Consider the following 12,328-nt stretch of genomic DNA (forward strand, 5'->3'; position numbering starts at 1 on the left):
TACTTTGACGGCATGGCCGAAAACGGGGCATTCGAGAAGAGGCGGGAGGGCGTCCCCTGCTGGGTGGACGCCCAGCTCTCCGACGTGGAGGCGGGCAGGCGTTTCTACGGCGAGCTGTTCGGCTGGACCTTCCAGGAGGAAGAGGAGGGGGAGCCCGAGGAGAGCCCCTACCGGACGGCGGGGGAGTCCGTACGGGCGTGCCTGGACGGCGAGCCGGTCGCCGCGCTGGTCCGCAAGACGGACGGCCGGATGCCCACCGTGTGGTCGGTGTACTTCCACACCCCGGACGCCGCCGCCCTCACCGCGCGGATCCGGGCGGGCGGCGGCCAGGTCGTCACCCCGCCCCACCCGCTCGGCGACCTGGGCACCGCCGCCCTCGCCGCCGACCCCGACGGTGCGGTCTTCGGGCTCTGGCAGCCCGGCCGCCGTACCGGCTTCGGGCGCCGGCGCGAGCCGGGCACGTTCGCCTGGGCCGAGCTGTACACCCGGGACACGGAGGCCGCCAACGCCTTCTACGGCGACCTGTTCCACGAGGCGCTCTTCGGCCCGGACGCGTCCCCCGACTTCGGTCGCGCCCAGGTCTTTGACGTCTTCCCCGCCGAGATGCCGCCGCACTTCCTCGTCCACTTCCTGGTCGAGGACGTGGACGCCAAGCTCGCGGCGGTGGCCCGGCTCGGCGGACGGGTGCGGGTGCCGCCCTTCGGGACGTCGTACGGGCGGGTGGCCGTGGTCTCGGACGACCAGGGGGCGTCGTTCGCGCTGCTGCGACGCTGAACGGCGGGTCCTTTGCCCGGAATCAGGCAAGACACCCCGATTGTCGCCAGGTTCGCCACCAGCGCCTCGGACAGGAAGAATCGGGGTGCGTGGCGCCACGGAGGTGCGGTGGTGAGACGCTGCACTTCGGTCGCGTACATATGTGGGTGGCGCGGCCCGTACGGGGAGGTGGCAGGCAAGTGGTGGATCAGCTGACGCAGCACGATCCGCGGCGGATCGGGCCGTTCGAGGTGCTGGGGCGGCTCGGCGCCGGCGGCATGGGGCTGGTCTATCTCGCGCGCTCGGCGTCCGGGCGGCGCGTGGCGATCAAGACGGTGCGCACGGAACTGGCGGAGGACCAGCTGTTCCGCGTCCGCTTCACCCGCGAGGTGGAGGCGGCCCGCGCGGTCTCGGGCTTCTACACGGCTGCCGTGGTCGACGCCGACCCGCGCGCCGCCGTGCCGTGGCTGGCCACGGCCTACGTACCCGCCCCCTCCCTCGAGGAGATAGTGAACGAGTGCGGGCCGATGCCGGCCCAGGCGGTGCGCTGGCTGGCGGCCGGCGTCGCGGAGGCGCTCCAGTCGATCCACGGCGCGGGCCTGGTCCACCGCGACCTGAAGCCCTCCAACGTCCTCGTCGTCGAGGACGGCCCCCGCGTGATCGACTTCGGTATCGCGTCCGGCGTCTCGAACACCCGCCTGACCATGACGAACGTGGCCGTCGGCACCCCCGCCTACATGTCCCCGGAGCAGGCGAAGGACTCCCGCAGCGTCACCGGCGCCAGCGACGTGTTCTCGCTCGGTTCGATGCTGGTCTTCGCCGCGACCGGACACCCTCCCTTCCACGGCGCCAACCCGGTCGAGACGGTCTTCATGCTGCTGCGCGAGGGCCCCGACCTGGAGGGCCTGCCCGACGAGCTGCGCCCGCTCATCGAGTCCTGCATGCAGATGGAGGCGACCGGCCGCCCCAACCCCGCCGACCTCCAGGCCCAGCTCGCCCCGCACCTCTTCGGTTCCGGTTCCGACGACAGCGGTACGGCGTCGGCGTGGCTGCCGGAACGGGCCGTGGGCCTGATCGAGGGACGCCGCAACGGCCGCCCCGCCGTCAAGCCCGCCACCACGGCCGGCGGCCGCGGCCACGGACCGTCCGGCGCCCGCGCCCCGGTCCACGCGCCCCCGCTGCCGCCCCCGCCCGCGCACGACCCCGTCGTACCGGCGCCGCCCGCGCACGTCCCGGCGGTGCCCGCTCCGGCCGGCGCCCCCGAAGGCGGGCCGGTCCGGCTGCCCGGCGCGGCGGTGCCCATCGGGCCCGGCCCGCGCGTCGCCGACATGCGCGCGGCCGCCGTCGCCGCACCCCCGCCGGAGTCCGCCCTCGCCGCGTCCTGGTCCCGACCGCGCCCCGGCGTCAACGGCGCCGAGCCCGCCGTACCGGCCCCGTCGTCCGTGGCGGCCCCCTCTCCGGAGGCCTCGCCGGCCGGGTGGCGTCCCTGGCGGTTCCGGATGTCCAACGACGTCTGGGGCACGCCGCGGGTCGCCGAGGACCTGGTCTACGTCACCTCCTTCGAGGTGCACGCGCTGGACGTGGCCACCGGGCGCCGCCGTTTCAAGACCCGGGACGTCGCCTGGTCGATGGCGGTCGCGGACGGCCGTATCCACGCCTCCGACGGGCCCACCCTGTTCGCCCTGGACGCCCGGGAGGGCGCCGACCTCTGGCGGGTGCAGACCGATGCCTGGGTGTACTCGCTCCAGGCCGACCGCGGCACCGTCCTCACCGCCACCCGCGGCGGTGGTGTCCAGGCCTGGGAGGCGTCGGCCGGCCAGAAGCTGTGGGAGGTCACCGGCGCGCAGACCGACTTCGAGTCCCCCGAGGCGGGAGCCGCGCTGCACGACGGCACGGCCTACGTCTGGCAGGACGCCCGCCTGCGCGCCCTGGACGCCCGCACCGGCGACGAGAGATGGTCGTACCCGATCGGTGACGCGGCCTCCTGCGGCGGCGTCCCGGTCCGCCTCACCCAGGCGCCCGACGGCTACGTGTACGTCGCGGCCGGCACCCGGGTCCTCGCCCTGGAGGTCGCCTCCGGCCACGTCCGCTGGCACTTCGAGGCCCCCGCGGTCTTCCTCGCCCCGCCCACCTTCGTGCCGGGCCCGGCCGTCACCGGCGGCGGCGTCTACCTGGCCGACTACCTCGGCACCGTCTACGCCCTCGACGCCACCGACGGCCGCGACCGCTGGCGCATCGCGACCGAGGCCCGCTCCTCGACCGACCCGGTGCTGGTCGCCGCCGGTCACGTCCACGTGGGCAGCGGCAAGGGTCTCTACACCCTGGACGCGGTCACCGGGACGCCCAAGTGGCGCTTCCAGGCGGGCGGCGACATCGTGGGCGCGCCCGCGGTCGCCGAGGGCCGCATCCACTTCGGCTCGTCCGACCACCTGCTCTACACGCTGAAGGCCGACGACGGCCGCCTGCGCTGGAAGCTCGCCACCGGCGGCGAGATCACCGGCTCCCCGGTCGTCCGCGACGGCATCGTGTACGCGTGCAGCAAGGACCGCTGCGTCTACGCCCTGGACGCCGAGAAGGGCACGGGGACCGCCCGTACGACGTGAGGCCGTCCCGGCGTGAGGCCGTACGGCGTGAGGGCCCGTGCCCGGTCGGTGACGTGTCCGTGACATGCGCGGGCTAGCGTGATCTTCATGACGACACGGGGGCGAGCACTCAGGTACACGGCGATCTCGGCGCTGGTGGTCCTCAGCCTGACCGGCTTCTCGACCGGCCGCCACGGCCATGGAAGCGACGGGTCGGGCGGCGGCTGCAGCAGCTCCGGCCAGGACCACGACGACTCGTCGTCCAGCTCGGGCGGCGGCGCCTACAAGGACGACGACGACACGTACGGGAGTGGCGGCAGCGGCTACCACGACTACGACGACGACGCCTACGGCGACGACACGGGCGGCGGCAGCGGCGAGACGAAGAGCGCGGTCCTGAACCTGATCACCTGCGTCATGGTGGACCAGCCGTGGTCCACCGTCGAGGTCAGCAACCCGAACGCCGTCGAGCAGACGGTCCCGGTCACGGTCCTCTTCAAGGACGCGGACGGCACGACGATCGACGAAGGCACCGAGGAAGTCACCGTCCCCGCGGACGGCGTGAGCGCGGTCCGCGTCCCCTTCGACGGCTCCGGCACCCCGGACCACTGCGAAGTGAGCGAGCGGGACTCCGCCTCCTGAATCCCCCCGCGCACACGTCGGCCGCGGCGGCTCCCCTCCGCGCCGCCGCGGCCGATCCCCGTGCGGGAAAAGGGTCTACTTGCCGTCGCCGTCCAGGTCCAGGGCGGGCGGGGCCGGCATGCTGTTGTCCATCGTCGTGATCGCGTCGCCGTTGGCGGGCTCGCTCGGCATGCTGTTGTCCTGCGTCGTCGCGGTGCCGTCCTTCGGCGGCGCGGGCATGCTGTTGTCCTGCGTGGTGGCGTCCGCGTCCTTCTTCGTGTCGCTCATGAGCTTGGTTCCTCCAGGTCGTGACTGAGCGGAGACGCCCGCCCGGAGGCTCCCCCGAGGGCCACCGGGCGGGCGTTCGGAGCCGCACACTAGCTCGTTGGGCTCCGCCGGACCGTCTGCCCCCCGACGCGACGGTCTGACTGATGTCAGAGTGCCGGTCGGACATAAACGATTGCTGAACGTCCGTGTTCAGCCCCTACTGGGCCGCCGGCGCGGGCGAGATGAGCGCGCGGACCTCGCTCGCCTCCCCGGCCCCGCTCTGCTCGTAGAGGTTGAGCGCCTCCCGCCAGCACGCCCTGGCCCGGTCGGCCTGGCCGAGAGCGGCGAGGGCCCGGCCGAGCAGGGTGACGACGTTGCCCCGCATCCGGTCGCCGCCGACACAGCCCAGGGCGAGCGCCTGCTCCGCGTGCTGGGCCGCCGGAGCGAACTGCGCGGCGGCGAGGTGCACCTCGGCGATCCTGAAGTGCGTGTTGCCCACCCAGAGCCGCTGCCGGTGGTCGCCGAAGATGCCCTGGGCATCGGTGAACTGACCGAGCGCCTCGGCGTGCCGATTGGCCTTGGCCAGTGCCAGGCCGAGCGCGAAGTGGGCGCTGGCGCGCCTCATGGGCCGACCCAGCTGCGAATGTGCCGCCAGGCTCTGCCGTGCGATGTCCACGGCCTGGGGCACGTCGCCCAGTTCCAGGTAGGAACGGGACAGATTGGCGAGCGTGACGGCTTCCCCGAGCCTGTTGTCGGCCGCTCGGTGCCCGCGGATGGCCTGCTCGAAGAAGGCCTTCCCCTCCGCGTAGTGGCCCTGGTGAAGACAGATCAGGCCGCGGTCGTTGGCGACCCAGCTGACGGCCGTGGCGTCAGCGGCCGAGGCCGCCAGCTCCATCGCGAGCCGGGCCTCCTCCTCGGCCTGCTGGATCCGCCCGTAGACCAGCAGAACGTTGGTGAGGGTCGTCCGGGCCCGTCCTTCGGCGCGGGCGTCCCCGGCGGTCCGCGTCGCCTCGCACATGGCGCGGGCCGTGGCCTCGTACTGGTGGGAGTTGGCACCCGACTCGATCAGGTCCTTGGCCGCCCAGAGGAGGTCGACGGCAGGCCGCAGCCGGTCCGAGTTCCTCGCCTGCCGGACGCTGGACAACAGGGCCGCCGCCTCGCTGTACAGCCAGTCCAGCGCCTGGGAACCGCCCTCGAAACGGAGCCCCGGATAGTGGGTCGGCTCGAGATCCTCCACCAGCCGGTCACCCGGCCGCTCGATCGCGTACACCCCCGCCGCCGTCGCCAGGTAGAAGTCCAGCAGCCGCGACAGCGCCGCCCCCCGCTCGCTCGGCGGGTCCTCGTCCCGTTCCGCGCACGCACGCGCGTAGAGGCGGACCAGGTCGTGGAAGCGGTAGCGGCCCGGGGCCGCCGATTCGAGCAGCGAGGTGTCCACCAGGGACTCCAGGAGGTCCTCCGTGTCCTCGGCCGGGAGGTCCAGGACGGCCGCGGCCGCCGCGAGGGAGATGTCCGGGCCGTCGGGCAGGCCCAGCAGGCGGAAGGCGCGGGCCTGGGCCGGTTCCAGCTGGCCGTAGCCCAGCTCGAAGGTGGCCTCCACCGCCTGGTCGCCGGCCTGCAACTCGTCCAGCCGGCGGCGTTCGTCGGCCAGCTTCGCGGCCAGGACCGAGACGGTCCAGGTGCGGCGGGCGGCCAGCCGGGACGCGGCGATACGGATCGCCAGCGGCAGGAAACCGCAGGCGCCGACCACGTCCAGCGCCGCCTCCCGCTCCGAGGCGACCCGCTCCTCGCCCACGATCTTCGTGAAGAGGGCCAGTGCCTCCTCGGGCGACATCACGTCCAGGTCGACCAGGTGCGCCCCGGCCAGGTCCACCATCCGCACCCGTGCCGTCACCAGCGCCGCGCAGCCGGCCGTGCCGGGCAGCAGGGGCCGCACCTGGGCGGCGTCGCGGGCGTTGTCCAGCAGGACCAGGACACGGCGGCCGTCCAGGACGGAGCGGTAGAGGGCGGCGCGCTCCTCCAGGGAGTCCGGGATGGCCGAGTCGGCCGTGCCCAGGGCCCGCAGGAAGGAGCCGAGCACCGTCTCCGGCTCCGCGGGCCGCGCGCCCGCGCCCTGGAGGTCGACGTACAGCTGCCCGTCCGGGAAGGCGGCCCGCGCCCGGTGGGCGACGTGCACCGCCAGGGTCGTCTTGCCGACGCCGCCGATGCCGGCCAGCGCCGAGACCGCCATCACGCGGCCCGACGCCGACTCCCCGGACGCGGCGGACAGTACGTCGCTCAGCTCCCGGACGAAAGCCGCGCGGCCGGTGAAGTCCGGCACCGTCGCGGGGAGTTGCGCCGGACGCACCGTGACCGTCGCGGTCTCCGCGGCGGCCGCCGAGGGCTCGGCCAGGTCCGGGTCGGCCTGGAGGATGCGCTGCTGGAGTTCCTGGAGGCCGGGGCGCGGGTCGACGCCCAGCTCGTCGGCGAGCAGGCGGCGCGTGTCCGCGTAGACGGCGAGTGCCTCCGCCTGGCGGCCGCTGCGGTACAGGGCCAGCATCAGCAGCTCGCGCAGGCGTTCGCGCAGCGGGTGCGCCGCGGTGAGCGCCGTCAGCTCCGAGACCGCCTCGGCGTGACAGCCCTGGTCGAGATCCATGTCGAGGCGCGTCTCGAGGAGTTGGAGCCGCCATTCACCGAGGCGGACGCGCTGCGTCTGCGCGTACGGCCCCGGCACTCCGGCCAGCACCTCTCCGTCCCACAGCGCCAGCGCCCGGCGCAGCAGGTCACGTGCGTGGCACAGGTCCCCGGAGCTCCTGGCCTTCTCGGCCGCCGCGGCCAGGTCCTGGGCCCGCGCCAGGTCCAGCGCCCTCTCGGCGAGGCCCCGCACGGCGTACCCGCCCGACTCGCTGACCAGCACCCCGGGGCCGAGGGCCTTCCGCAGCCGGGACGCGTACGTCCGCACCGCCGCCAGCGCCTGCGACGGCGGTTCCTCGCCCCACAGGGCGTCGATCAGCTCGCCCGCCGTGGCCGTACGGCCCTCGCGCAGCAACAGGGCGGCCAGCAGCGCGCGCTGCTGCGGGGAGCCGGTGGCCAGCGTCTCCCCGTCCCGCCAGGCGCGCACCGGCCCCAGCACGCCGAAGCGCAGCGCGCCCGATTCCTCCTCTTCCGCCGGGAATCCGGGACGCCGCTGCTCCGGAACCCGCGGTCCACCGTCCATGCCGTCCCCCTAGACATCCTGAGCAACCACGTCAGTTTGCCTTGTTCATGCCGACCACGTCAGCCGTGGGAGACGCCGATCACAGGTTCTTCATCAGCTTCTCTACCCCTGCCCCTCCAGCTCCACCCGTACCGTCAGCAGCCCCGTCCCGACGCCCATCGCCCGCACCGCCATGCTGTTGAAGCGGGGGAGGCGGCGCAGGCGGGCGAGCGGGTCGTCGTCGGGGAGGAGGTGGGCCGTCCCCGGGTGCCAGCGGCCCCGGATGCGCACCCGCACCCGCGGGTCGGCCCGGATGTTGCGGATGTACTGCGAGCGCTCGCCGAACTCCGAGACCAGCCAGAAGGAGTCGCCCTCCCGGCGGCCGCCCACCGGCGTGCGGCGGGGGAGACCGGAGACCCGGCCGGTGGTCTCCAGCAGGGTCTGGCCGGGCAGCCGGCGCACGACGGCGTTCAGCCGGCGCTGGAAGGCCGTGACGGTCCGGTACTTCCGTTCGGGGTTCGGCGGTTTCGGCATCGTGGTTCCGCGCTCCGTCTCGCTCGGGGGTCCCCCGGGCGGTCCCGGTGGCCCGGTGGCCCGGTGGCCCCTGGAGACTAACTCCCCAGGAAGACGGGATTGGTGAATGCCGCCAGAGCGCCCGGCAGCGGTCCCGCCGCCGCCTCGTGCCGCACCTCCGCCCGTACGTAGGCCGCGTACGAGGCGGTCGTGCGCCACTCGACGACGCCCGCGCCGGACACCGGCAGCGGATCGCCGGTGAACAGCACGCCCTGGTCCGTGACGAGGCGCACCGTGCAGCGCGGGGCGCCCGTCACCTCCAGGCGGACGGTGACCGGGGTGTCGGCGTCCACGCGCAGCCGCTCGCCGATCCCGGCGTGTTCGCCCCGGCCGCCGGACGCGGTGAGGGACAGGGACACCTTCGACGACTCGGCCACGTACGACCGTCCCGCCCGGATGCCCTCCTGGATCGCCTCGCGGGTCAGGTCGTCGGCGAGGACGACGGTCTGCGGGCGGCCGATCACGTCGGGGGAGCGGTGGGAGTCGCTGCTGCCCATCGCCGGGATCCAGTCCCGCCGCCCGTCGCGCACCGAGGCGACCAGCATGCCGTCCCAGTCGGCCAGCGCCACCTCGTCGTCGGGCGTGTAGGCGCCGTTCCACACCTCGACCGCGTCCGCCTCGCCGAACCCGAACTTCCAGTTGCAGCCGATGCAGGTGGCGTGCGGGTGGGCCGGCACGACCAGGCCGCCGGCGCGGCGGATCTGCCGGGCGAACCGGCCGAAGCGGTTGTCGCGGGCCCGGTAGCGCCAGTCGACGAAGGTGCCGGGATCGGTGCCCAGCGCGACGACGTGGCCGTTGCGGGTCGTCACCTCCTCGCCGAGCAGGATCAGCAGGTCGTCCCCGGCCAGTTCGGCCCAGTGCGCGTGCGCCGAGTGGGTGTTGTGCTCGGAGGAGTTGATGAAGTCCAGGCCCGCCGCCCGCGCCCGCTCCGCGATCTCGGCGAGCGTGTAGCGGCCGTCGGAGTACTCGGAGTGCAGGTGGCAGTCGCCCCGGTACCAGGCGCGGCCCCGCCCCCTGGCGCGCTCGGGCGGATACACCGGACGGGGTGTCCGGTCCTCCTCGCCGTGGGTCAGCGTGATCGTGATCTCGTAGGACAGGCCCTGCGGGGCCACCGTGTACGGGCCGAGCGCGATGTGCCAGGTGCCCGCGCGCACCGGTCCCGGGACGTAGCCGGGCGTGGCGGCGTCCGCGCGGACGAAGAACTCGGTGCGCGCCCCGCCCGACCAGCCGCGGAAGCCACGGCCGCCCAGGTCGGTGCCGCGCTCGTCGAACAGGCCGATGTCGAGCGCGTTGCCCTGGGTGCCGGCCGGGACGGTGGGGCGGTCGTAGGTGTAGGCGACGTGGATCTCGCGCACGCCCCGGGGGACTTCGACCGGGACGTACACGAAGTCGGGGGAGCCGGGCGGCAGGGTGCCGCGTACGGTCCTCGTCCGCGGGCCCGTACCGCCCGCCGCTGAAGCGAAGCTCACGGTCGCCAACGTAAGCGCGGCGGCGGCTCCCGTCACGAACACCGCGCGTCTGCCGATCCCGGCGTGGTCGTTCTCGTGGTCGTCCTCGCACATGCTGCTGCTCCCCAGGTGTCGTCGATGACATGGCATGGGTGGTGCAGGGGTTGGTGCGTGCAACCCTCGTATTGAGCCGTGAACTGCGGGGCAAGGGAAGGGGGGAGACGGATGGAGGACCGGAAACCGTGCGGTGGGCCGGCGGGACGGGACACCCGTGCTGATCACGCCGCTCGTATGCTCGAAGGATGACGACTTCCGCGACCTCCGGAACCGGACCCGCCGACCCCGCAGGCCCCACCGAGAACTCCATGCGTCGCGCCCTCAAACGCGCCCGGGACGGCGTCGCCCTCGACGTGACCGAGGCCGCCGTGCTGCTCCAGGCGCGCGGCGAGCACCTCGACGCCCTCACCGCGTCCGCCGCCCGGGTCCGGGACGCGGGCCTGGAGACCGCCGGGCGGCCCGGCGTCATCACGTACTCGAAGAGCGTCTTCGTCCCGCTGACCCGGCTGTGCCGGGACAAGTGCCACTACTGCACCTTCGTCACCGTCCCCGGCAAGCTGCGCCGCGCGGGCCACGGGATGTTCATGTCGCCGGACGAGGTGCTCGACATCGCGCGCAAGGGCGCCGCCCTCGGCTGCAAGGAAGCCCTCATCACCCTCGGCGACAAGCCCGAGGACCGCTGGCCGGAGGCCAGGGAGTGGCTGGACGCGCACGGGTACGACGACACGATCGCCTACGTCCGCGCCATCTCGATCCGCATCCTGGAGGAGACGGGGCTGCTCCCGCATCTCAACCCCGGCGTCATGACCTGGACGGACTTCCAGCGGCTCAAGCCCGTCGCGCCCTCCATGGGCATGATGCTGGAGACCACCGCGACCCGCCTGTGGTCCGAGCCCGGCGGTCCGCACCACGGCTCGCCCGACAAGGAGCCCGCCGTACGCCTGCGCGTCCTGGAGGACGCCGGGCGCTCCTCGGTCCCCTTCACCACCGGCGTCCTCATCGGCATCGGCGAGACGTACGAGGAGCGGGCCGAGTCGCTCTTCGCGCTGCGCAAGGTCTCCCGCGCCTACCACGGCATCCAGGAACTGATCATCCAGAACTTCCGGGCCAAGCCCGACACGGCGATGCGCGGCATGCCGGACGCCGAACTGGACGAACTGGTCGCCACGGTCGCCGTCGCCCGGCACATCATGGGCCCCTCCGCCTGCCTCCAGGCCCCGCCGAACCTGGTGGACGCGGAGTACGAGCGGCTGATCGGCGCCGGCATCGACGACTGGGGCGGCGTCTCCCCGCTCACCATCGACCACGTCAACCCCGAGCGCCCCTGGCCGCAGATCGACGAACTGGCCGCAAAGTCCCGCGCGGTCGGCTTCGAACTGCGCGAACGCCTCTGCGTGTACCCGGAGTTCGTGCAGCGCGGCGAGCCCTGGCTCGACCCCCGCGTGCGCCCGCACGTGGCGGCGCTCGCCGACCCGGAGACGGGCCTGGCCCGCGAGGACGCGGTGGTCGAGGGCCACCCGTGGCAGGAACCGGACGAGGCGTTCACCGCGACCGGCCGCACCGACCTGCACACCACCATCGACACCGAGGGCCGCACCTCGGACCGCCGCGACGACTTCGACGAGGTGTACGGCGACTGGGGCGCCCTGCGCGAGGCCGCCGCCCCCGGCATGGCCCCCGAGCGCATCGACACCGACGTACGGGCCGCGCTGGCCACGGCGGCCGACGACCCCACGCGGCTCACGGACGACGAGGCGCTCGCCCTGCTGCATGCCGACGGCCCGGCGCTGGACGCCCTGTGCAAGGTGGCCGACGACGTGCGCAGGTCGGTGGCCGGCGACGACGTGACGTACATCGTCACCCGCAACATCAACTTCACCAACGTCTGCTACACCGGCTGCCGTTTCTGCGCCTTCGCCCAGCGCCGCACGGACGCCGACGCCTACACGCTCTCCCTGGACCAGGTCGCCGACCGCGCCCAGCAGGCGTGGGAGGTGGGCGCGGTGGAGGTGTGCATGCAGGGCGGCATCCACCCCGACCTGCCCGGCACGGCGTACTTCGACATCGCGCGGGCGGTCAAGGAGCGCGTGCCCGGCATGCACGTGCACGCCTTCTCGCCGATGGAGGTCGTCAACGGGGCCACCCGCACGGGGATGTCGATCCGCGAGTGGCTGACCGCGGCGAAGGAGGCGGGGCTCGACTCGGTCCCGGGCACGGCGGCGGAGATCCTCGACGACGAGGTCCGCTGGATCCTCACCAAGGGCAAGCTGCCGACGGCCACCTGGATCGAGGTGATCGAGACGGCCCACGAACTGGGCATCCGCTCCTCGTCCACCATGATGTACGGCCACGTCGACCAGCCCCGCCACTGGCTGGGCCACCTGCGCACGCTCGCCGGGATCCAGCGGCGCACCGGCGGCTTCACGGAGTTCGTGACGCTCCCCTTCATCCACACCAACGCGCCGGTGTACCTGGCGGGCATCGCGCGGCCCGGGCCCACCCTCCGGGACAACCGCGCGGTGACCGCGATGGCCCGCCTCCTGCTCCACCCCCACATCCCCAACATCCAGACAAGTTGGGTGAAACTGGGCACGGAGGGCGCGGCGGAGATGCTCCGCTCCGGCGCCAACGACCTGGGCGGCACCCTCATGGAGGAGACGATCTCCCGCATGGCGGGCTCGTCCTACGGGTCGTACAAGTCCGTCAAGGACCTGATCGCGGTCGCCGACGCGGCGGGCCGCCCGGCCAAGCCGCGCACCACCCTGTACGGCCCGGTCCCCGAGGAGCGGCAGCGGGTGGCACGGGACTCGGACGGACACCTGCCGGAGCTGCTGCCGGTCCTGGACTAGCAGGTG

The 12,328-nt window shown here is 73.7% G+C and carries 8 protein-coding genes; 4 read left to right on the forward strand and 4 right to left on the reverse strand.

The genetic code is table 11. The annotated features are described in order from the left end of the window. The first annotated feature begins 12 nt into the window (after positions 1–12). The 3 genes from ACFYZ3_RS25270 (at position 13) to ACFYZ3_RS25280 (ending at position 3,977) form a co-directional block, all read left to right on the forward strand. Positions 13–774, forward strand: a complete 762-nt coding sequence (locus tag ACFYZ3_RS25270) for a VOC family protein (protein WP_388521885.1) — start codon at positions 13–15, stop codon at positions 772–774. Positions 775–953: 179 nt separating this feature from the next. Further along, positions 954–3,356 (forward strand): PQQ-binding-like beta-propeller repeat protein, encoded by a 2,403-nt coding sequence (locus tag ACFYZ3_RS25275; RefSeq protein WP_388521888.1) that lies wholly within the window; start codon positions 954–956, stop codon positions 3,354–3,356. Positions 3,357–3,443: 87 nt separating this feature from the next. Further along, positions 3,444–3,977 (forward strand): hypothetical protein, encoded by a 534-nt coding sequence (locus ACFYZ3_RS25280; RefSeq protein WP_388521891.1) that lies wholly within the window; start codon positions 3,444–3,446, stop codon positions 3,975–3,977. 75 nt (positions 3,978–4,052) lie between these two features. On the opposite strand, the gene ACFYZ3_RS25285 is transcribed toward ACFYZ3_RS25280, so the two are convergent. The 4 genes from ACFYZ3_RS25285 to ACFYZ3_RS25300 form a co-directional block, all read right to left on the reverse strand. Further along, positions 4,053–4,244: a hypothetical protein gene (locus tag ACFYZ3_RS25285; RefSeq protein ID WP_361009651.1), complete on the reverse strand. Its 192-nt coding sequence runs from the start codon at positions 4,242–4,244 to the stop codon at positions 4,053–4,055. Positions 4,245–4,440: 196 nt separating this feature from the next. Continuing rightward, positions 4,441–7,416, reverse strand: coding sequence for a BTAD domain-containing putative transcriptional regulator (locus ACFYZ3_RS25290; RefSeq protein ID WP_388521894.1), 2,976 nt, complete (start codon positions 7,414–7,416; stop codon positions 4,441–4,443). Positions 7,417–7,518: 102 nt separating this feature from the next. Beyond that, a complete protein-coding gene (locus ACFYZ3_RS25295) occupies positions 7,519–7,929 on the reverse strand; it encodes a nitroreductase family deazaflavin-dependent oxidoreductase (protein WP_356855624.1) in 411 nt (136 codons plus the stop codon). Between the two features lie 77 nt (positions 7,930–8,006). Then, positions 8,007–9,530, reverse strand: coding sequence for a CehA/McbA family metallohydrolase (locus ACFYZ3_RS25300; RefSeq protein ID WP_388521898.1), 1,524 nt, complete (start codon positions 9,528–9,530; stop codon positions 8,007–8,009). A 188-nt stretch (positions 9,531–9,718) separates the two neighbouring features. Between ACFYZ3_RS25300 and ACFYZ3_RS25305 the strand changes: the two genes are divergently transcribed. Then, the gene (locus ACFYZ3_RS25305) at positions 9,719–12,322 is read left to right on the forward strand and encodes a bifunctional FO biosynthesis protein CofGH (RefSeq protein WP_388521901.1); all 2,604 of its coding nucleotides are present in this window, start codon (positions 9,719–9,721) and stop codon (positions 12,320–12,322) included. Positions 12,323–12,328: the final 6 nt, after the last annotated feature.

The sequence above is a fragment of the Streptomyces sp. NPDC001599 genome, from assembly GCF_042893535.1.
GTDB lineage: Bacteria > Actinomycetota > Actinomycetes > Streptomycetales > Streptomycetaceae > Streptomyces.

What these genes read in the sequence shown, in the direction of transcription:
- ACFYZ3_RS25280 (WP_388521891.1), top strand. Translation starts at nt 3,444, where the DNA reads ATGACGACACGGGGGCGAGCACTCAGGTACACGGCGATCTCGGCGCTG.
- ACFYZ3_RS25305 (WP_388521901.1), top strand. Translation starts at nt 9,719, where the DNA reads ATGACGACTTCCGCGACCTCCGGAACCGGACCCGCCGACCCCGCAGGC.
- ACFYZ3_RS25295 (WP_356855624.1), bottom strand. Translation starts at nt 7,929, where the DNA reads ATGCCGAAACCGCCGAACCCCGAACGGAAGTACCGGACCGTCACGGCC.
- ACFYZ3_RS25290 (WP_388521894.1), bottom strand. Translation starts at nt 7,416, where the DNA reads ATGGACGGTGGACCGCGGGTTCCGGAGCAGCGGCGTCCCGGATTCCCG.
- ACFYZ3_RS25300 (WP_388521898.1), bottom strand. Translation starts at nt 9,530, where the DNA reads ATGTGCGAGGACGACCACGAGAACGACCACGCCGGGATCGGCAGACGC.
- ACFYZ3_RS25270 (WP_388521885.1), top strand. Translation starts at nt 13, where the DNA reads ATGGCCGAAAACGGGGCATTCGAGAAGAGGCGGGAGGGCGTCCCCTGC.
- ACFYZ3_RS25285 (WP_361009651.1), bottom strand. Translation starts at nt 4,244, where the DNA reads ATGAGCGACACGAAGAAGGACGCGGACGCCACCACGCAGGACAACAGC.